Source organism: Winogradskyella psychrotolerans, assembly GCF_018860545.1.
Lineage (GTDB): Bacteria > Bacteroidota > Bacteroidia > Flavobacteriales > Flavobacteriaceae > Winogradskyella > Winogradskyella psychrotolerans_A.
The window spans coordinates 74,239-95,719 of sequence record NZ_JAHKPN010000011.1 but is presented as its reverse complement, the minus strand read 5'-3'; the positions used below and the strand labels follow the sequence as shown (position 1 = coordinate 95,719).

Annotated in this window: 21 protein-coding genes; 7 read left to right on the top strand and 14 right to left on the bottom strand. The window is 33.1% G+C overall.

Annotated elements, in window-relative coordinates:
* Positions 1–11 precede the first annotated feature (11 nt).
* Complete coding sequence (locus KO515_RS03840) at positions 12–1,292, top strand: O-antigen translocase (RefSeq protein WP_215935063.1); 1,281 nt, start codon at positions 12–14, stop codon at positions 1,290–1,292.
* Between the two features lie 8 nt (positions 1,293–1,300).
* The gene (locus KO515_RS03835; protein ID WP_215935062.1) at positions 1,301–2,131 is read left to right on the top strand and encodes a phytanoyl-CoA dioxygenase family protein; all 831 of its coding nucleotides are present in this window, start codon (positions 1,301–1,303) and stop codon (positions 2,129–2,131) included.
* On the opposite strand, the gene KO515_RS03830 is transcribed toward KO515_RS03835, so the two are convergent.
* On the bottom strand, positions 2,128–3,261 hold the full coding sequence (locus KO515_RS03830; protein ID WP_215935061.1) for a glycosyltransferase: 1,134 nt from the start codon (positions 3,259–3,261) through the stop codon (positions 2,128–2,130). The two genes, KO515_RS03835 and KO515_RS03830, sit on opposite strands and share 4 nt — an antisense overlap.
* A gap of 110 nt (positions 3,262–3,371) precedes the next feature.
* Here KO515_RS03830 and KO515_RS03825 point away from each other — a divergent pair, with 110 nt between their 5' ends.
* A complete protein-coding gene (locus tag KO515_RS03825) occupies positions 3,372–4,454 on the top strand; it encodes a glycosyltransferase (RefSeq protein ID WP_215935060.1) in 1,083 nt (360 codons plus the stop codon).
* A 9-nt stretch (positions 4,455–4,463) separates the two neighbouring features.
* The gene (locus KO515_RS03820; RefSeq protein WP_215935059.1) at positions 4,464–4,871 is read left to right on the top strand and encodes a sugar 3,4-ketoisomerase; all 408 of its coding nucleotides are present in this window, start codon (positions 4,464–4,466) and stop codon (positions 4,869–4,871) included.
* Here the strand turns inward: KO515_RS03820 and KO515_RS03815 are convergent.
* The 11 genes from KO515_RS03815 to KO515_RS03765 all read right to left on the bottom strand — a co-directional run bounded on the left by KO515_RS03815 (position 4,856) and on the right by KO515_RS03765 (position 15,188).
* Entirely contained in the window at positions 4,856–5,776 is a 921-nt protein-coding gene (locus tag KO515_RS03815; protein WP_215935058.1) for a glycosyltransferase family 2 protein, read from the bottom strand. The two genes, KO515_RS03820 and KO515_RS03815, sit on opposite strands and share 16 nt — an antisense overlap.
* Complete coding sequence (locus tag KO515_RS03810) at positions 5,777–6,673, bottom strand: glycosyltransferase family 2 protein (protein ID WP_215935057.1); 897 nt, start codon at positions 6,671–6,673, stop codon at positions 5,777–5,779.
* 51 nt (positions 6,674–6,724) lie between these two features.
* Positions 6,725–7,408 carry a cell division ATP-binding protein FtsE gene (locus KO515_RS03805; protein ID WP_215935056.1) on the bottom strand — a complete coding sequence of 228 codons (684 nt, stop codon included), beginning with the start codon at positions 7,406–7,408 and terminating at the stop codon, positions 6,725–6,727.
* A 130-nt stretch (positions 7,409–7,538) separates the two neighbouring features.
* Complete coding sequence (trpB, locus tag KO515_RS03800; protein ID WP_215935055.1) at positions 7,539–8,726, bottom strand: tryptophan synthase subunit beta; 1,188 nt, start codon at positions 8,724–8,726, stop codon at positions 7,539–7,541.
* Positions 8,727–8,791: 65 nt separating this feature from the next.
* Positions 8,792–9,412, bottom strand: coding sequence for a phosphoribosylanthranilate isomerase (locus KO515_RS03795; protein WP_215935054.1), 621 nt, complete (start codon positions 9,410–9,412; stop codon positions 8,792–8,794).
* A gap of 170 nt (positions 9,413–9,582) precedes the next feature.
* Complete coding sequence (trpC, locus tag KO515_RS03790) at positions 9,583–10,371, bottom strand: indole-3-glycerol phosphate synthase TrpC (protein ID WP_215935053.1); 789 nt, start codon at positions 10,369–10,371, stop codon at positions 9,583–9,585.
* 72 nt (positions 10,372–10,443) lie between these two features.
* On the bottom strand, positions 10,444–11,439 hold the full coding sequence (trpD, locus tag KO515_RS03785; protein ID WP_215935052.1) for an anthranilate phosphoribosyltransferase: 996 nt from the start codon (positions 11,437–11,439) through the stop codon (positions 10,444–10,446).
* Positions 11,440–11,818: 379 nt separating this feature from the next.
* Positions 11,819–12,391 carry an anthranilate synthase component II gene (locus tag KO515_RS03780; RefSeq protein WP_215935051.1) on the bottom strand — a complete coding sequence of 191 codons (573 nt, stop codon included), beginning with the start codon at positions 12,389–12,391 and terminating at the stop codon, positions 11,819–11,821.
* Between the two features lie 87 nt (positions 12,392–12,478).
* Positions 12,479–13,879: an anthranilate synthase component I family protein gene (locus KO515_RS03775; RefSeq protein ID WP_215935050.1), complete on the bottom strand. Its 1,401-nt coding sequence runs from the start codon at positions 13,877–13,879 to the stop codon at positions 12,479–12,481.
* A 278-nt stretch (positions 13,880–14,157) separates the two neighbouring features.
* Positions 14,158–14,727 carry a YceI family protein gene (locus KO515_RS03770; protein WP_215935049.1) on the bottom strand — a complete coding sequence of 190 codons (570 nt, stop codon included), beginning with the start codon at positions 14,725–14,727 and terminating at the stop codon, positions 14,158–14,160.
* Positions 14,724–15,188: a MarR family winged helix-turn-helix transcriptional regulator gene (locus KO515_RS03765; RefSeq protein WP_215935048.1), complete on the bottom strand. Its 465-nt coding sequence runs from the start codon at positions 15,186–15,188 to the stop codon at positions 14,724–14,726. The genes KO515_RS03770 and KO515_RS03765 overlap by 4 nt, the downstream gene beginning before the upstream one ends.
* A gap of 241 nt (positions 15,189–15,429) precedes the next feature.
* Between KO515_RS03765 and KO515_RS03760 the strand changes: the two genes are divergently transcribed.
* From KO515_RS03760 to KO515_RS03750, 3 genes are all read left to right on the top strand, one after another.
* Entirely contained in the window at positions 15,430–15,747 is a 318-nt protein-coding gene (locus KO515_RS03760; RefSeq protein ID WP_215935047.1) for a rhodanese-like domain-containing protein, read from the top strand.
* Positions 15,748–15,763: 16 nt separating this feature from the next.
* Entirely contained in the window at positions 15,764–16,174 is a 411-nt protein-coding gene (locus KO515_RS03755) for a rhodanese-like domain-containing protein (protein WP_215935046.1), read from the top strand.
* Positions 16,175–16,318: 144 nt separating this feature from the next.
* Complete coding sequence (locus KO515_RS03750; RefSeq protein ID WP_215935045.1) at positions 16,319–18,715, top strand: protein-disulfide reductase DsbD family protein; 2,397 nt, start codon at positions 16,319–16,321, stop codon at positions 18,713–18,715.
* On the opposite strand, the gene KO515_RS03745 is transcribed toward KO515_RS03750, so the two are convergent.
* Both KO515_RS03745 and KO515_RS03740 read right to left on the bottom strand, forming a co-directional pair.
* Positions 18,712–20,055: a sensor histidine kinase gene (locus KO515_RS03745; RefSeq protein WP_215935044.1), complete on the bottom strand. Its 1,344-nt coding sequence runs from the start codon at positions 20,053–20,055 to the stop codon at positions 18,712–18,714. The genes KO515_RS03750 and KO515_RS03745 overlap by 4 nt on opposite strands.
* Positions 20,045–21,397, bottom strand: coding sequence for a sigma-54-dependent transcriptional regulator (locus KO515_RS03740; RefSeq protein WP_215935043.1), 1,353 nt, complete (start codon positions 21,395–21,397; stop codon positions 20,045–20,047). Before KO515_RS03740 ends, KO515_RS03745 begins: the two co-directional genes overlap by 11 nt.
* Positions 21,398–21,481 lie beyond the last annotated feature (84 nt).

The following is a 21,481-nucleotide window of genomic DNA, read 5'->3' as shown; positions in this document are numbered from 1 at the left end:
AAAACAAACAGGTGAAGCTTCCAAAATTTATTAGTAGTAATACAGTGCTTAAGATTACGTCGCTAAATGCTGTTGTGATTACGATTCGGTTAATTGTTTCTGCATTTATTCAACGCTTACTTTCTGTTACTGTTGGTGAAGCTGGCTATGCAAGTATAGGTCAAGTGAGGAACGTTTTAGCCATGCTAACTAGTACATCGACCTTAGGTACATTTAATGGAATAGTTAAATATGTCGCTGAATTTAGAAATAATCAGCCCGAACTTTCTAAAGTATTTTCTACAGTTACCGTTTTCGCTATAATAGGTTCTTTTGTTTCTGCTGCTGTTTTATTCTTTGGATCATCGTATCTGTCGGATTATCTTTTTCAGTCCCAAGATTATATTTATATTTTTCAACTATTAGCTGTTATCGTACCTTTTATTGCTGTGGGGCGCGTTGTGAATGCCGTGGTTAGCGGGCTGTCAGATTATAAACGCTACGCTAAAATTGAATTAATTAGCTACCTTTTAGCAACAGGAGCAGTTGTAATAGGATTGTATACTTCCGAATTAAAAGGTATAATTATAGCAATCGCATTGGCACCTGTTTTTCAATTGATAGTTTTAGCTCTTGTGTTTGGCAAAACTTTAAAAAACTATGTAAAATTTAAGTCCTTAAGTCTTAATCTTATTTATAAAAACAAATTATTGGCATTTACATTGATGTCATTTATTTCCACATTTTTATTGAATTATATAGAGTTGAATATTAGAACTTTGGTTGCAGATGAAATCAGTATTAACGAAGCTGGGTATTGGACAGCCATAACATTTATTTCTAAAAATTATATGGTATTTGCTACTGGATTGTTTACACTATACGTGCTTCCAAAATTTGCGAGTATTCATAATAAGAATGAGTTTAAGGTTGAAGTTTTTAATATCTATAAAACGATTCTGCCTATTTTTGGTTTAGGTATGCTTTTGGTTTATCTTCTTAAAGATTATATTATTCTACTTATTTATCCAGATTTCTTAGGAATGAAACCGCTATTTAAATGGCAATTATTAGGTGATTTTGTGAGATTAGGAGCCTTGGTCTTATCACATCAGTTTTTAGCGAAACGATTGGTAAAAAGTTTTGTGATTACTGAGATTGCGTCCTTAGCATTGTTTTTTGTACTGTCTAAGGTGTTTATTCAATATTATGGAACGGAAGGAATTGTAATTGCTCATTTTGTGCGATATATTATTTACTTTATAATGGTCTTTTTTGTCATAAAAATATACTTCAGTAATCAAAAAAAATAAGTCTACAGATGGAAAAAACATGTAAGTTGTTTATTGATAATAAACCTTTTGAATTTAAAGTAGAGGGGGATTTCTTTTGGGGAGAACCTAAATTACTGTATCAGCAACACGATAATGTTTTGTCTAAAATGTCTTGGGAAAATGAGGGTTTTAGTTGTGTTAAAGCATTTGAAGTTCATGATTTTTTAAAGCTTCAAGAATCTGTAAAGGCTATTTTAATTGAAGCTTTAAAGACTCATAATGTAGCTGTAGAGCATGACTTGTTTGACATAAAGGATTATCACAACTATGTAACTACTGACGCACTTCATAATCAGGTGATCGCTATAACACGTAATCTTGAAACTTCAGATTTTGATTTCGATATAGACGCACTAGCAAAACGGTTTGGAGATATTTTAGGATATGGACTGACATCTTATGTAGAAGAGCTTAAAAAATCCCATATTCAAATTAGAATAAGCAGGCCAAACTCTTTGGATATAAATCCACCACACAGAGACGGATATTTAAGCTATTGGGAGGATATTGTTAATGTATGGTTGCCCATTGCAGGCTGTAATAAGAAATCATCTTTGCCAGTAGTTGCAAAAAGTCATCTCATACCTGAAAATGAGGTTTTAAGAACCGAAAGTAGAGGTGCAAAAATTAATGGTAATATTTATAATGTGCCTTGTATTTTAGAGACAAAATCTGGTGAGATTAAGATGACGAGACCCAACCCCAAGGAAGGTGAGGCGTTATTATTTTCTCCATTTTTAATCCATGGTGCGGCAGTCAACGAAAATGAAGATATAACACGAGTGTCTTTAGAGCTTCGATTTCCGAAAAAAAATTAAGCCCATTTTTCTAGAAATAACTTCGCATTTTCGGTATGGTCATGATACTTTTTTACAAACTGACGTGCATTCTTAGAAATGTCAATTATTTTCTCAGGGTTTTCAATGAGCCATTCTAGTTTTGAGGCAATTGCTTGGGCGTCTGGTAACGCATTTATGACAATTGTATTTGGTGTTACATTATAATAGTCTTCCCATTCCTTTTCAGCACCTGTAAACACTACTTTTCCTTTTGCCATAGCTTCTAAGGCATTGTACCCTTGATCGTAGGCGTAGATTTGATCCAATAGGATATGAGCAGTATCAAAAGCTGTGATGTATTCTTTGTAGGGTAAATTTTCAACTTTAATTATATTGACTTTTGTTTTGTATTTTGTATCAATTATATCTAATGCGGCATTAAAAATGTCATGCCCTTTTTTATAGTAGCTAGCTCTATTTATACCATGAAAAATTGTTAGTTTTCCCTCTAAATTAGGTTCTTGATAAGGGATGCTATCAACATTTATCACATGGGGAATCATTCCTAAATGTTTTTTATGGTTTTCTAAAGGAATGTAATAATCGAGGTCAGAACTAATTACGCCTTCAATTGTATTATAAATATGATGGTGTAATTTTACAAATTCAGGCGTTACATATTTTAGACCTAACGAGAAATCTGTTGGCTTTATACGGCCTTCAAAATATGGAGTATGTATAGAGTATCTAAATTTTTTATCAAGTGAGAATTTTACACTAGAGTAGTCTGTGCCACAAGATAATAAGTATGCTTTCTTATTCCAGCTAGTTAAGAGATCAAATAAAATTTGTTCATCTTTAGCTGAGCAGAGAAACGCTGACTCGTTTATAAATTGAACAATATCGTAGTTTTCAAGTTCGGATTTTTGCTTTAATAATTGTTTTCTTAAGTGAATAAAATATAAATCAATTGAGAAAAAACGCATAATTAAAGATCTCAACTTTTTAAGTGGACCTATTCTAAATTTTTGATTTATTTCTATATCAACATTTACTTTTTTGAAGCCATCGCACAAACCAACAACCATTGCTTCATGTCCTAAGTTTTGTAACCCTTCTTTTAAATACTTATGGGACCTGTTGTATTCGCCAACCAGTAAAATTTTCATGCGTAAATTCTAATTATTTTGAGCTAAGTTATCCAACATTTTCAAGAATAATCTAAATAGAGAATATCATTGAAATATAGATGTTACATTTGTATCAAAGATACTAGTTAATGTTAAAAGCTAATAATAAAAAGATCTGTATTGTTGTATCCTCTTTGGGAAAAGGTGGCGCCGAACGCTCTTCTGGCTTATTATCTCAAATGCTTTTTGACGTTGGTTATGACGTACATATCGTTAGTGTGCTCAATGATATAGAGTTTCCATATAAAGGTAAATTACTTAATCTTGGTGAATTAAAAGAGAACAATGATACCAGGCTAGGCAGGCTTCAGCGTTTAAAGGTTTTAAAAGCTTATTTGAAAGTCAACGATTTTGATTTTATCATAGATAACCGAACCAGAATTGGTAGTATAAAAGAATATATTATATCTCAATTTATTTATAATCCTAAGAATACAATTTACTGTATTCGTAGTTATAATATTGATTTGTACATAAATCCTAATCGTGTTTTGGCCAGATTAACCTATGGTAATGCGTTTAAAATAGTGGGTGTTTCTAAGGCCATTGCTAATAGCGTAGCTGAACGTTATAATTTTGATAATGTAACCTCAATTTATAACGCTGTATCCGTTGACAATACCACGGTAATGACAGAAAAAAAAGAAAACTATATTCTATTTTTTGGTCGTTTAGATGATGACGTAAAAAATATTTCCTTGTTATTGGACGCTTATGCTAAATCTAAATTACCAGCTTATAATGTGAAACTTAAAATCTTAGGTGAGGGTAAAGATTTGGAAAAATTAAAACTGAAATCTAAAGATTTAAACTTATCTTCAACGGTAGAGTTCTTACCTTATATTATTAACCCTTCAGAACTAGTAAAACATGCTTTATTTACTTTGTTAACAAGTCGATATGAAGGTTTTCCGAGGTCTATTTTAGAATCACTATCGTTAGGTACTCCTGTGATTTCTGTGGATTGTAAGTCTGGACCCAACGAAATTATTCAGCACCGCCAAAATGGTCTTTTAATTGAAAATTATAAACCTGTTGCTTTAGCAAGTGCGATGAACCTTTTGTATGAGGATAAAGATTTATATTTACATATTAAAGAGCGTGCAAAACCAAGCGTTGCACATTTCTCTGAAGCTTATATTGTAAAACAATGGCAAAAATTATTGAATTAAAATAATGACATGAATACTATACAAAGCGTAAAAATAATTAACATCCCTAAAGTTCATGATGAGCGTGGTTATTTAGCGGTAATAGAAAAAGACACTATTCCATTTCCTATTAAACGAGTATATTATTTATACGATGTGCCAAATGATAGTTTTAGAGGCGGACATGCCCATAAAAATCAGGAATCCATTATTATTGCTTTAAGTGGGAGTTTTGAGGTGATTGTTGATGACGGTAAAAGAAAACAAAGAATAATGCTTAATAAGCCCAATCAAGGCTTGTATATACCTATACAAATTTGGAGAGAAATTGAAAATTTTTCTTCAGGCGCTGTGTGCTTGGTATTAGCATCTACAAATTATGATGAAAATGAATATATACGCGAGTATAGTAAATTTTGTAATCAGCTTTTAGGGTAAATTAACCATTCTCCTCTTAAGGACTGTAATTGAAGTAATAATAAAAGTAACCATTTCGGTGATTTTAGAAGAAAACGTTGTCTTAGACTTAAGTTAGTAGCATCTAAATTGGAAACATAAAATTTGTAGTGCTTTTTATCATTTTTTAAAATACTAAGTATTGCCATTGAATACCTATTTCTATCTAAAAATATTTTTAAATCAGAATTGTCTTTTTCTTGCTCAATATACTGGTTAAACTTTGGTTTTTTATCCATATCAAAATTTGTATTAGATAAGCTATAATCATCATAATTATAACAAGCCAAAGGTTTATTTATAAATAGTACACTAAAATGAAGTCCAAATCTAATCCACAAATCAGTATCTTCTCCTGTGGCAATTTCTGTGTCAAATACACCTGTTTTTTCTAGGATAGATGTGTTAAAAACGACACTAGAACTTGTAATTAAGGTATACTTTTTACTGGCTTCAAAATAATTATGTAATCCATGGGTTTCAGTTTGAATAAAACTATAATTAACCGGAGTAATCTTGTCTTTATATTTTTGAGCAAGCCCAGTAGAGAAGAGTTTTGAATTTGGAAATTTTTGAATCGCATCATACATATGCTGTAGATAAGATGAATCCCAAGTATCATCACCATCTAAGAGCGCAATATAATCTGATTTTGCTGCTTTTATACCGCTGTTCCGGGCATTCGAAGCTCCTTGATTAGGGGTCGTGATAAGCGTAATGCGTTCGTCGTTGAAAGCGTTAATAATTTTTTCGCTATTATCAGTAGAACCATCGTTGATCACTATAATTTCAAAATCTTTGAATGTTTGGTGTAGTACACTTTCAATTGTAGATTGAATATGTTTTTCCTTGTTATAAACGGATATGATTACAGAGAAAAATGTCATTTACTTTTTTGAATTTAAAGCGCAATAATAACTTAATCTGTATAGGTCAAAAATAAAAAGTGAAGGGGCTTTACCTAATAAATTCTTCCTAAAAACATTTTCAAATTTACGATACAGAAAAGCGAGTAACTTTGAAATTCTTTTATTTTTAATTTTAGAGTACAACTTAGTGATTCGGGTGTAATTAGCCGGTAATAAATCTTGCTTAATAAATAAGTCGATGGCCCCAACCGAGTCTAAAGATTTTTTTAAAAAGGTTTCGCTGTCATCTAAACCAAGATGGTATACGGGGTTTTCTATATGTTCTATTGTGATGTTCTCTTGTTTTAAATCATATGAAAACAAAGTGTCTTCATGCCGCAAGTTAGGAATGGCTTCATTAAATCGGACGGTGTCAAAAATAGTTTTATGTATTAAGAAATTAAGAGTTAAAAAACTTAAATACGTGTTTTTGTTTCGTTCTTCAGCCGATAAAGCCTCTCTTTTATTGCCATAGATCCATCGTAGTATTCGCGAATCATCCACGCGTTTTTCTTGGTATAAAATGCCACCATAAATAATCTGAGATTTTTCTGTAATGGCATCAATATACGTACTAATAAAGTTGCTATTTTTAGGAATAACGTCTGCATCTAGAAATAAACACCAGTCGTATTTTGCATTTTTGGCCAACTTATTTCTAATAGAACTACGACCAACATTCTTTGGCATTATAGCATATTTACTATGCGAGAGTGAATTTATATTTGTATTACCATCCTGCAGTTTTACATTATTAGAGCAGTCATCGTAACACAATATTTCAAATGAAATGTCCGATGCTATTAACTGCTTATGTAATTCGGAAACTAAGTCTGAAATATTATAATTATAAACAGGAATTAAAACAGAAATCATAGATTTGACAAGGGTTACTAAATGTAATTTGGTGCTTTACATTCGAGTGCTTTAGCTCTTACGCTGTACCACTTCGAAGACTTTATTTTCGTCGCACTTCAGTGTTTTACTTGGGTATTTTAAAAGCAAAGCATAATCATGAGTGGCCATTAAAATGGTATTTCCGTTTTTATTGATGTCTTGAAGCACTTCCATAACTTCAATACTGGTTTGAGGATCTAAATTTCCGGTAGGTTCATCTGCTAAAATCAATTCAGGATCATTTAATAAAGCACGTGCTATAGCAATACGCTGTTGTTCTCCACCAGATAACTCGTGTGGATATTTAAAGCCTTTGGTTTTCATGGCTACTTTGTCTAAAACAACATCAATGCGATCTTTAATGCGGTCTTTTTCTTTCCAACCAGTCGCTTTTAATACAAATTCTAAATTTCCGATAATCGTACGGTCTGGTAATAATTTAAAATCTTGAAAAACAATACCCAATTTTCGTCTTAAAAATGGAATGTCTTTCTCTTTCATGGTTTTTAAATTGAAATCAACAACAGAACCTTCGCCTTCGGTTAATTGTAAATCACCATAAAGCGTTTTCATGAAACTACTTTTCCCACTTCCTGTTTTGCCAATAAGATAGACAAAATCTCCTTTTTTCATTTCAAAATTCACCTTAGACAGCACCATACTATCACCTTGGTAAATCGTAGCATCTCTAAGTTCTAAAACCGTTTCAGACATATTATTGTTATAAATAATTTGGTAATTGTAAATGTATTGCTAATAAACCAAATTCCAAAAACTAAATCCTAAATTCCGATTGTTAATATTTCATTTTGAAGCTTCAAATTCGATTTCAAGTTTTAGTCAGTTACAACTTAAAATAATCAATATAATTCTGTAAATCCTTGTCTCCACGACCAGATAAACTAATCACTACCACATCTTCAGGTTTAAAGGTTTTATGTTTAAAAATGGCCAAAGCATGAGAACTTTCAATAGCCGGAATAATTCCTTCAAGCTTCGTTAATTCCAAACCAGAAGTCATGGCTTCGTCGTCTGTAGCTGAATAAAATTCACCACGACCAGTTTTATATAAATGTGAATGTAGAGGACCAACACCAGGATAATCTAATCCTGCTGAAATAGAATAAGGTTCTGTGATTTGTCCATCATTAGTTTGCATCAATAAGGTTTTACACCCATGAATAATCCCTTCCTTTCCTAATACAGAGGTCGCAGCACTTTCCCCAGAATGAATGCCTTTTCCAGCTGCTTCTACAGCGATAATACCAACCTCTTCATTATCTAGAAAGTGATGATACGTTCCTGCAGCATTACTACCGCCACCAATACAAGCCACGACATAATCTGGGTTTTCTCTACCTTCCTTTTCATGTAATTGCCATTTTATTTCTTCGGAAATAACAGATTGAAATTGGGTCACCATGTCCGGATAAGGATGTGGTCCAATAGCAGAACCAATAATATAGTGCGTATCCACAGGATTATTAATCCAATCGCGAATGGCTTCATTAGTGGCGTCTTTTAGCGTACGACTTCCAGATAATGCAGGAACCACTTTAGCTCCTAACATTTTCATTCGGGCGACATTTGGAGCTTGACGTGCAATATCAATTTCGCCCATGTAAACCACACATTCAATACCTGTTAAAGCACAAACGGTTGCGGTTGCGACACCATGTTGACCAGCTCCTGTTTCCGCAATAATCCGTTTTTTACCCAAACGTTGTGCCATTAAAATTTGACCAATGGTATTATTGATTTTGTGAGCCCCTGTATGGTTGAGGTCTTCTCGTTTTAAATACACTTTGGTATTATATTTTTCCGAAAGACGTTTGGCAAAATAGAGTGGCGAAGGACGACCAACATAATCTTTTAAAAGTTGATTGAACTCGTCTTGAAATGAAGGTTCTGCCATTACCTTCAGATAGTTTTGGCGTAATTCTTCTACGTTTGGATAGAGCATTTCGGGGATATATGCTCCACCGAATTCTCCGTAATAGCCTTTGTTGTTGATGTTGTATGTGTTTTTCATAATCCTTTGTCATTCCTGCGAAGGTAGGAATCTATTATTTTTTGATTTTTATTGTGGATTCCGCATCACGTGCGGAATGACAGCTGCGTTATAAACTTTTTTAACTTTTCAATATTCTTCAATCCAGGTTCAATTTCAAATTTACTATTCACATCAATGGCGTAACAATAGTTTGAGGCTGGACTTTCTTTAAATTCTTTAATTTTTTCAATTTCATACAACCCGATGCCTCCACTTAAAAAATAAGGTTTGGTTGATGGATAGTTTTTTAAAACATTCCAATTGAAGGTGAAACCATTGCCTCCTGGTAGTTTTCCTTTAGTATCAAACAAAAAGTAGTCACAAACGGCTTCATAAGGTTGAAGCACCTCAAAATTAAATTCATCTTTAATACTAAATACTTTGATGACTTCAACATGGTCTATAGCTGCACAAAACTCAGGAGATTCTTGTCCATGAAGTTGAACGGCTTGTAAATTATATTTTTCTATTTTCTCTTTTACAGTTTCTAGTGTTTCATCTACAAAGACACCAACTTTTTTAATCGATGTTGGAATATCTGGAATTATTGAATCAAAATTTCGAGCAGATTTATCGTAAAATATAAAGCCTAAAAAGTCGGGTTGCAGGCTTGCAACAGCTTCTATATTGTCTTTAAATTTCATTCCGCAGATTTTTAGTTTCATATATTTCAGTGAAAGCGGGAATCTCATCACGCTTTTTAATTTTTGTCATTCCTGCGAAGGCAGGAATCTATTCATTTCTTCTCGATACAATTTTTTTCATGCGTCAAAAATCACTTGACGTAATGTTAAATTTAATTCGTTCCTTTTTTTAATTTTAGACCTGCTAGGTTTTATAAACCTGCTAGGTCCTTTATAAATTGAGTTGCACTTGCTCCAGGATGATCCGTTTTCATAAAGTTCTCTCCAATTAAGAATCCTTTAAATCCATAAGGTTGTAATTCTTTTATGGCTTCAACGGAACTGATACCGCTTTCCGATACTTTTACGAAGTCATCAGGAATTAATGCACTTAGTTGTTTTGAAATTTCTAAACTGACTTCAAAAGTTTTCAAATTTCTATTATTTACACCTAGCATATCTAAAGAAGGCATGATGGATTTGTGTAATTCTTCTTCATTATGAACTTCTAATAATACATCTAAATTTAGGCTTTTGGCCACTTCTGAAAACTGCTTAATTTCGGCTTTTGTTAAAATGGCTGCAATGAGTAAAATAGCATCTGCTCCAATAGCTTTGGCTTCTATAATTTGATACTCGTCAATAATAAATTCTTTTCTAAGTAATGGCAATTCGCAGTGTTCTCTAGCAGTCATTAAATCGTCCATAGAACCGCCAAAATAAATTTCATCAGTTAAAATCGACATGCCACATACACCGGCACTTTCATAACCCATAGCGACATCATCAACTAAAGCTGTATCATTAATAATAGATTTAGATGGAGATTTGCGTTTGAATTCTGCAATTATACCAGTCTGACTTGCTCTTAATTTTTTTGATAATGAGTTTGTTTTCCTTCCGAAATAAGGCAGTTGCTCATACGCTTGAATTGGAATTAATTCTTTTTTTAGATTAACTTCCTTGCGTTTATCTATTACTATTTTGTCTAAAATGTTCATAATTTCGTATTCAATGTTCGGTATTTAGTGTTTAGTTCACAGTAATTAGCCTGTATACTTAACACGGCCAATTTATGTATTGCTTAACGCTATCAACTTATCTAAAGTTAGCTTTGCTTTTCCACTCATAAGGGATTCTTTCGCTAGTTCAAATCCTTCTTTGTGGGAAATTTGCTGTGCTGTGGCAATGGCCAACCCTGCATTTGCAAATACAACATTGTTCTGAGCTTCAGTACCATTGCCTTCAATAATTTTAATGAATAATTTTGCTGCCTCCTTTACGGTGTTTCCACCAAAAATCTCTGATTGTTCAATTTGGTTGACGCCTAATTCGTTTGGTTCAAATAAGGTTTCTGAAGCATTAGAAATCACCTTAGTTTTCCCTGTTAATGAAATTTCATCATAGCCATCTAAAGCATGAACAATGGCATAATTTTTATCAGAGCCTTGATACAAATAACTGTAGAGACGTAGTAATTCAAGATTGAAAACACCAACCATTTGGTTTTTAGGAAATGCAGGATTAACCATAGGCCCTAACATATTGAAAAAGGTTTTTACCCCCAATGCTTTTCGGATTGGAGCCACATTTTTCATGGCAGGATGAAATAGTGGAGCGTGTAAAACGCAAATGCCGGCTTCATCTATACTTCGTTTTAAAAAGTCAATGTCATTAGTAAACTTTATACCTAAGCTTTCCATAACGTTAGACGAACCACAAGCCGATGACACACCGTAATTCCCGTGCTTTGTAACTTGAACTCCGGCACCTGCCGTAACAAATGATGACAATGTTGAAATATTAAAAGTGTCTTTGCCATCACCTCCGGTTCCACATAAATCGATGGTATTGTATCCTTCTAAATTTACTGGAATACATAATTCTAAAAGGGCATCTCTAAATCCTCTAAGTTCCTCAGTAGTGATACTGCGCATCATATAAACCGTTAAAAAAGAAGCGATTTGACTTTGGTTGTATTGTCCTTCGGATATATTAACCAAGACGTTTTTTGCTTCTTCACTTGAGATGCTTTCTTGGTTAATGAGTCTGTTTAGTAGTTGTTTCATGTTTACTTGCCACTACAGTGGGAATCTGGTTTTAATTACTTTCTTCTAAATTATATTTTTTCTTTGTTCATTTGCCTTGATGCAATTCCGAAGCACATCATGAGCTCCATAAAATAACATCATCGAATAAACGAACCAAAAATCACAATCAAAATAAGCAATTACTCATTGATTCGTATTTTTTTAATAAGGAATTCGTGAATGCAATGCATTTGCTAAAGTATCATTCACTTTCAGAACTTCGTGCTTGAGGCTGTGCCTCGCATCTTCGTTCTTTCGCTCATTATTTCTTAATTTTGATGTTTCCGACGATGTCGGAATTTGGGACATTAATTTTTACTGATTTTTGTTTCTTCCCAAATTATATTTTAATTTTTTCTCACTTCTTACTGTTCACCCAATTCTTTAAAATCTTTTTCCCATCAGGAGTTAAAACAGATTCCGGATGGTATTGCACACCTTTAACATCATAAAGCTTATGTCTTAGTGACATAATTTGTCCGTTTTCATCAAATGAGGTAGCTTCTAAACTATCTGGTAAATTGGCGTTGACAACCCAAGAGTGATATCTACCCACTTCAAATGTTTTATTTAAACCTTTAAATAGGGATTCATCATCAACCGAAACTGTGACATGTGTTGCTACACCGTGATACACATTATCTAAGTTTTCTAATGTACCTCCAAAGACCTCACCAATCGCTTGTTGCCCTAGACATACACCCAAAATACTTTTTGTTGGAGCGTAGGTTGCTATGATTTCTTTTAGTAAACCTGCTTCATCAGGAATTCCAGGACCAGGCGATAATACGATCTTGTCAAAAGCATCAACTTCATCTAGTGTCAATTTATCGTTTCGTTTTACGGTAACTTCACAGTCTAAGTCTTCTAAATAATGGACCAGATTGTATGTGAAACTATCGTAGTTATCTATGACTAATATTTTTTTCATCTTAATGTTCCCATGCAAATGGGAATCTTTTTAATTATACTTCAATCTTTAAAATAGATTCCTGCCTACGCAGGAATGATAAATTAATTAAATACTTTCAGCCTGTTCTATCGCTTTGGTTAAAGCACCTAATTTATTGTAAACTTCTTGTAACTCACTTTCTGGATTTGACTTTGCCACTAATCCAGCTCCTGCTTGCCAAAATAATTTATGATTCTGACTTAAAAACGTACGAATCATAATCGCATGGTTAAAATTACCATTAAAATCCATGAAGCCAATCGCTCCACCATAATATCCTCTACTGGTTTTTTCATACTTTTCTATCAATTGCATGGCTTTATGTTTTGGTGCTCCGCTTAAAGTTCCTGCCGGAAATGTATCTGCAACCACTTGCATGGTGTCCGTGTTTTTATGAATTGTTCCTGTAACTTTACTCACTAAATGTATAACGTGCGAAAAGAATTGAACTTCTCTATAATTTTCAACAGTCACGTTACTTCCGTTTCTACTGAGGTCGTTTCGTGCTAAGTCAACTAACATCACATGCTCGCTATTTTCTTTATCGTCTTTTGTTAATTCTTCGGCAAGTTGCGCGTCTTTTAAATCATTACCGCTTCGTTTAAAAGTACCTGCAATTGGGTGAATTTCGGCTTTTCCTTCGCTCACTACTAATTGCGCTTCTGGTGAGCTCCCAAAGATTTTAAAATTCCCATAATCAAAGTAGAAGAGGTAAGGAGAGGGGTTGATACTTCTTAAGGCTCTGTAAACATTAAATTCATCTCCACTAAATTGCTGCGAAAATTGTTTAGACAATACCAACTGAAAAACATCACCTCTGCCACAATGTTGTTTAGCCAATTCTACATGTTGTTTGTATTCATCATCTGTTAAATTGGATTCAATATTTCCTTCGGGTTTAAAATCGTAAGATGCATATTGTCTTGTTTGAATGAGTTGAAGAATGTCGTCGATGTTATTTTCGCTATGGAAACAATGTGCAAAAATATAAGCTTCACTTTTTTGATGATTGATGGCAATTATATTTTGGTAGACGGCATAGTAAATTTCAGGAATATTAACTGAATTATCTTTTTTTGAAATCTCTACATCTTCAAAATATTTAACGGCATCGTAAGCGGTATATCCAAAAATACCATTATTTATAAATTTGAATTCGTCATTAGAATCTACTTTAAAACGTTGTGTGAATTTGTGGATTTCTTCAACTACACCAACGGTTTCTATAAAATTACTTTTAGAACTTCCATCCGGATAGGTTTGATGAATCATATCTCCTTCAACTTTTATAGAAGCGATTGGATTACAGCAGATATATGAAAAATTGTTGTCGTTGGCATGGTAGTCACTACTTTCTAGGAGAATACTGTTAGGAAATTTATCTCTTATTTTTAGATATATACTAACTGGAGTAATAGTATCTGCAAGTATTTTTTTATAATGTGTGTTTAAACTAAATGTTTTCATTTGTGCTGAATTTATTTCAGTATTTTGTTAAATTAAAAAAGGCTTGTCGTGAATGACAAGCCTTTTTTTATATAAGTATTACATACCAAGGGTTAGTTCACGAACGTAAGTTTGAGAAATTCCACCACCAAGTATGATTTGTATTTATTTTCATCTGAACATCAAAGATAGAAATCAAATTTCGGATTTCAAACACTTTAATAAAAAAGATTCCTGTTTTTAAAAATTTTTATAAAAACAAGAATCAAAATTTAAATGCTATATGTATTACCTAGGGACTAAAACTTAAGCGTTACATTTAAATCAAAGTCATCATAAATGGCCTTATCCTTTATAGTTTCTAATAATGACGGCGACTTATATGTGATGTTATGTTTTGTTCTATCAATTTTTAGGTTTGCCGTTGCTGAATTTCCTTTTACGATCATAGGAAAAGAAATCGCTTCTGTTTTACCTTTAATTGTTATATCAGCTTTGACATTATAGTTTCCATCATTACCAGTAACTGATGTAATTTTTAAGGTCGCTGTTGGGAATTCTTCTACTCCAAAGAAATCATCGGATTTTAAATGGCCATCTAATTTCCCTTTGTATTCGCCTTGTAAATCGGTAGTGTTAATAGAGGTCATGTCAATAGTAAAAGTTCCACCGGTTAAGGTTGCACCATCAAAAGATAGCATCCCGCTCTTTAGGTTAATAGTTCCCGTGTGTTCACCACCAACTTTATAACCTTTCCAAATTATTGAACTGTCTTCAACTTTCACAGTTTTATCTTTTAATGTCGTGTAAGACATAAATGATAAGGCTAAAATTAATAGCATGGCAATTTTCGAATTTTTGTTTTTCATAATGATTTGTTTTTAAGTTTAATTAAAAGGGTGTTTAATTGTATCAACTCTTCTTGAGTTAAATTTTTGGTCATATTTTCTTCAGTAGCATCAATAATAGGATCCATTGTTTCTAATGTTTGTAAACCCAGATCCGTAATTAAAATTTCAACTTTTCGTCTATTGCTTTTACAAATCGTACGTTGTACAAAGTTTTTTTTAATCAATTTATCTACTAATCGTGTTGTATTGCTCATTTTACTAATCATACGTTCTTGTATGTCTTGCAAATTGATTGGGTTTCCATGCTGACCTCTAAGAATTCTAAGAACATTAAATTGTTCTACAGATAAATCGTATGGTTTTAATGCAAGTAAGAAGTCCTCCTTCATCCATGACGCGGTGTAATAAATATTTACAGCCGTTGCACGTGATAAGGGCATATCTGCTTTATTTTTTAAGATATCGTTCAATTCTTTCATATACAACAATTGTATAGACAAATGTATTTGTTTTATTGAGGTATCACCTTAATATTATGTTAAAGTTATAATATGGTGGACTTAGGTTGATACGATCTTTTAAAGCGCATTTTTAAATACATACATGGAATCGCATAGCGAAGTATTTAAAAAAAATGATCTCGAAATGTAACACTTTCCGTTTTTTTACGTCTATATCATAATGAAATGTTAATTTTGCTAAAAATAAAGAACAAGAAAAATGGCTGATTTATCACAAGAAGAATGGACAAAACAATTAGAAGCAGATACCAATGCTATTGTTTTAGACGTTAGAACACAAGATGAAGTTAATGAAGGAATAATTCCTAATGCAATTCATATAGACATATTTAAAGGTCAAGGGTTTATTAATGAGGTTGAAGAATTAGATAAATCAAAAAACTTTTATGTGTATTGTAGGTCTGGAAACAGAAGCGGACAAGCATGTGCTATTATGAATCAATTAGAAATTGAAAATGCTTACAATCTTGTAGGTGGATTCAATGAATGGGAAGGTGAAGTTACTCATATTGAATAATTCAATACTAAATATTATGAAAAAAATAGGTGCAATATGTTGTTTGCTGTTCATAGCAAGTTTAAGTACTAGCTGTTTAAATAGTACACTAAATAATTCTGAAGTTCAGCTCGTAACGGCAGCAGAAATGCAGTCTATTTTAAAGTTAGAAGATGTGCAATTAATTGATATCCGTACTCCGGAAGAACATGAAGATATGCATATTGTCAACTCCCAAAATATTGACTTTAAATCCCCAACTTTTGATGAGGATATTTCAAAACTCGATAAAGCTAAGCCTGTTATTCTGTATTGTAATTCTGGAAGAAGTAGTGCTAAATGTGCTAGGAAACTTGAAGCAGCCGGCTTTGAAAAGATATACGATTTGGAGGGTGGCCTTTCTAAATGGAAACACTCAGATAAACTTAACATTAAGGTGAAATCATAATCTTAATAAACCGAACCTAGTGTTCGGTTTTTTTATACTGCTATTTCTTATCTAATATTCTTAAGATTTTTATAAATTAGACGACTGTAACTGTAAAACAGAAATGCATCTGTTACATTTGCAAATTAACATAACATGTCGTTCATGAATTTTAAAAAAGTACTTCTACTAAGCCTTTTCGCTTTTTCATTTTCATTCAATTTATTTTCGCAAGTTTTTGACCCCGTAAAATGGGAAACTAAAGTTGAAAAAGTGTCGGACACTGAATACGACCTTGTTTCCATAGCCACTATTGATTCTGGATGGCATTTATATTCTCAAAATGTTCCAGATAATGGACCCATTCCGACTGGTTTTTCATTTACAGAAAATGAGAATTTTGAGTTAGTTGGCGAAACCTCAGAAGACGAAGGTCATACGGTTGACGATCCTGTTTTTCAAATGCGTATTACCTTTTTTGAAAACAAAGCCGAGTTTACACAACGTATTAAAGTGCTGAATGAGGAATTGTCATTAGTAGAAGGAGAAGTAGAATTTATGGTTTGTGATGACGAAAAATGCCTACCTCCAAATTATATTGATCTCAAGTTTAATTTGAAGGATGCTGAAACGGTTGAAGAAGATTCAGCCGGATTGCCATCTTTAGATTTAATGGGGGCCACAACTAAAATCCTCGAACCTGTTAAATGGAGTACTGCTGTAGAAAAACTTAATGACACTGAATTCATACTGGTATCAATAGCAACAATAGATAAGGGTTGGAAGTTATATGCTCAACATATTGAAGACGGTGGACCAATACCAACAAGTTTCGATTATACTCTGAAAGACGGTGTAGAACGACTCGGTACTACTCATGAAGAAAACGGAGAAGAAAGTATGGATAAGGTCTTCGAGATGAAGATTAAATACTTTAAAAATAAAACAGAGTTTAGACAAAAAATTAAACTCACAGATTCTACTATTACTACAATAGAATCAGAAGTTGGTTTCATGTCTTGTGATGATACACAATGCACAGCACCAACCTATGTCGATTTAGAATATGATTTAACTAAGACTATTGTGGCTTCTTCCGATGTTACTGAGAATTCTGAGTCAACTGACGACGAGTCGAGCAAAGGCTTATGGTCTATATTTATTATCGCGTTCTTTTCAGGATTTGTCGCCTTATTAACTCCTTGTGTATTTCCAATGATACCAATGACGGTAAGTTTCTTTATCAAACAAAGTCAATCTAAAGCCAAAGGCATCCGTAATGCTATCATTTATGGATTATCAATTATCGTTATTTATGTGTTATTAGGAACCATAATAACGGCTATTTTCGGTGCTGATGCGTTGAATGCCTTAGCGACAAACGTTTGGTTTAATCTCATCTTCTTTATATTATTAGTGGTTTTTGCCATTTCGTTCTTGGGAGCTTTTGAAATTGTACTTCCAAATTCTTGGGCAAACAAAGCAGATAAACAAGCCGATAGAGGTGGTCTTGTTGGTATTTTCTTTATGGCTTTAGCCTTAGCTATTGTATCGTTTTCTTGTACAGGGCCAATTGTGGGAACAATTTTAGTAGAAGCGGCTTCTAAAGGAGGCATCGCTCCAGTTATAGGAATGTTAGGATTTTCATCTGCAATCGCCTTGCCATTCGCTTTATTTGCAGCATTTCCGGGTTGGTTAAATTCATTACCAAAATCTGGTGGATGGCTAAATACAGTAAAAGTCGTTTTAGGATTTTTAGAATTAGCATTAGCGTTTAAATTCTTATCACAAGCCGATTTAGTATTACAATTACACTTCTTAGAACGTGAAGTATTTATCGCGATATGGATTGCCATTTTCGGGACATTGTCTTTATATCTTTTTGGTAAAATACAATTACCACATGATTCTCCACTAAAGCATATTTCAGTAGGACGATTATTATTTGGCTTACTAACGCTGACGTTTACGATTTACATGATTCCTGGACTTTGGGGAGCACCTTTAAAAATTATAAGTGCGTTTCCGCCTCCGTTGGATTATTCTGAATCTCCATATGGTGTTGGTAATTCTAAAGGTGGTAGTGGTACGGTTGAAGTTCCCGAAGGCGCACATTTATTAGCGCCACACGATATCATCGCATTCAACGATTACGAAACAGGTTTGGCTTATGCCAAAAAAGTAGGAAAACCTGTGATGCTAGATTTTACAGGTTGGTCTTGTGTCAATTGCCGTAAAATGGAACAAAATGTTTGGGTAGATCCAAAAGTATTGTCAAAACTTAAAAATGATATTGTTTTAATTTCATTGTACGTAGATGAACAAATTGATTTTCCTGAGGGTGAAGCGCCAGATTCAAAATTACGACCGGGTAAAAAATTGAAAAACAAGGGACAAAAGTGGAGCGAAATGCAAACCATTAAATACAAAACGAATACACAGCCATATTATGTATTGATGGATCATAATGAAGAAAATCTAATTGAGCCTGTTGCTTACACTCCAAATATTGAAGAATATGAGGCATGGTTAAAAGAAGGTATAGGGAATTTTAAAGATTAAAAAATCAAACTAAATGCAGAACCTTCTCCCTCTACACTTTTAACAATGATTCTGCCTTTATGAAGCAACATAATTTGCTTACAAAGGCTTAATCCTATGCCACTTCCCGTAGTTTTACTAGTAAAGAAAGGCACAAATATGTTCTCTAGAATATCTTTTGGGATACCAGAGCCATTGTCTAAAACTTTAATTACAATATCTCTATTTGGGTTTTGAGATGCTAATACTTTAATTTCTGAATGGTCTTTACTCTTACAGGCGTCAACAGCATTTAAAATAAGATTGATAAGTACTTGTTCTATAAGATGTGCATCAATATCTAATTCTAATTTGGGTGAGGTAACCTCGAATGTAATGGCAATAGCTTTGGCTTTTATGGATGGTTCCATTAAAAGCTGGATATTACTAAATAAGTCTTCAATTTTAACACGTTGTAAGTTGAGGTGTGTCACTTTACTCAAACTTCTATAGGTTTTCGCAAATTTTAAAAGGCCTTCACTGCGGTTTTTAATGGTTTTGACTCCAGCATTTAAGTCTTCTAATTCTAAACGTGTTTCTTCCGGATGCTCAATAGCGAGTTGTAAGTTTTGTTGAAGCGTATCGGCTAAAGATGAAATAGGCGCAATGGAATTCATAATTTCATGGGTCATCACACTTAATAACTTCTTCCAAGATTCCGATTCATTTTTATTCAGCGTATTATCAATATCTTGAATGACAATCAATTTAAATGCATCATCTTTTACTTGAAATACCGTATCGGAAATTAAAATTTTTATAGTTTCATTTTGAAGTGCAATGGAAATCGAATCCGGTTCGCGATGATACGTTTCAAAAACGGTATTATACAATTCTGGTTTTCTGTTTTCAACAAAGCGGATATTTTTAAAAGATGGGACATCTAAAATGTCTCCAAATGGCTCGTTACTCCATAAGACATCTCCAGTTTCGAGATTATAAGCAATAATTCCGATGTCTACCATTTCTAAAATCTTCTGTAAATACACATATTGTGCTTCGTTTTGTGAATTGATGTCTTTAATGGTTCTGTTAATCTCATTAAAACCTGTGTACAAAAACCGAATATCTTTAGGACCTCTGTCTTCTGGAAACCAACGTGAGAAATCACGATATTTTACAGCTTCAAAAAAATCATCTATAGCTTCAAAACGACGTTTTACAAAGGTATAGGTGTTTATAAATAAATAGAGTAGCATGATGCTAATAATAACAATATAAGCGGATTGATCTTTGTAAATAGAATACACTAACGCGAGTATGGCACCTACTAAAAGAAGCACTCTAAAAAAGAGCCAAAGAATATAACTTCTATAGTTCATACTTTTCTAGTCTTCTGTATAAAGCTGCTCTGGTAATACCTAATTCTTTAGCTGATTTTGAAACATTACCTTTATTTTTTTCAAGGACATTTAAAATGGCGTTCTTTTCTAAATCGTCTAAGTTTAAACTTTGAGTTTTCATATTTGTAGAGGTCGATGAACGCTCTATAGATGAAAATACTAAATCTTCTGGTTTTAAAACCGAGCCGTCAGTCATAATAATTGCACGTTCTAAAACATATTGAAGTTCTCTTACATTACCAGGGAAGTCGTGCTTTTTTAATTTTGAAATGAATCCGGAATCAAAAGAAAACGGACTTTTATTATATTTTTCAGCATATAAAGCTATAAAATGATGTGCTAATGCTGTAATATCCGTACCACGATCTCTAAGTGGTGGAGCAATAATATCAACGGTATTTATTCTGTAAATTAAATCTTTTCTAAATTTCTTTTCGTCTGCTAAAATTTGAGGATTGATATTAGTAGCGCAAATCAACCGAATATCTATAGAAATAGATTCATTTGAGCCCAAAGGAGTCACTTGTCTGTTTTGTAGGACGGTGAGTAATCGGGCTTGCTGACTCAAACTAATATTTCCTATTTCATCTAAAAATAGTGTGCCACCATGGGCGGCTTCAAATCGACCTTTTCTATCTTCTCTAGCATCTGTGAAAGCTCCTTTTTTATACCCAAATAATTCACTTTCAAATAAGGATTCGGTTAAGGCACCAACATCGACTTTTACAAAAGGTTGATGTCTTCTATTAGAGTTATCATGAAGCGCACGAGCAATTAAATCTTTACCAGTACCATTTTCACCAAGGATTAAAACATTAGCATCTGTTGGAGCCACTTTTTTAAGTTTCATAAATACATCAGTCATCACATCGCTATCACCAATAATGTCAACAGAATTATTTTGAAGTTGGTTCTTTGTACTGTTTTGAGATGTCTTCTGACCAAGAATCGTAGTCATGGTTTCTACGATTTTTTCATTTTTCCAAGGTTTCATTAAAAAGTCAGAAGCTCCTTCTTTTAATCCGCGTATGGCTAAATCAATATCGGCATAAGCGGTCATCAAAATAACAGAGGTTTCAGGTTTTTGTTGTCGAATTTTATTTAGCCAAAAAATACCTTCATTACCTGTATTGACTAAACCATTAAAATTCATGTCTAGAACAATAATGTCGTAAGCAGTCTTCTCAATTTGAGATAGAATATTACTCGGATTCTTTTCGGTAACCACCTCTCTAACCAGTGGTTTTAAAAGCAAGCGTAATGCTGTTAATACATCAACATCATCGTCTATAACTAATATTGTAGCGTTTTTTAATACCATCCATACAATATTACGATATTAAATTCAGCTTATAAAAATTCAAAAAATAAAATTTTAGTAGTGTTTAAAAGTGTGCATTTTCGA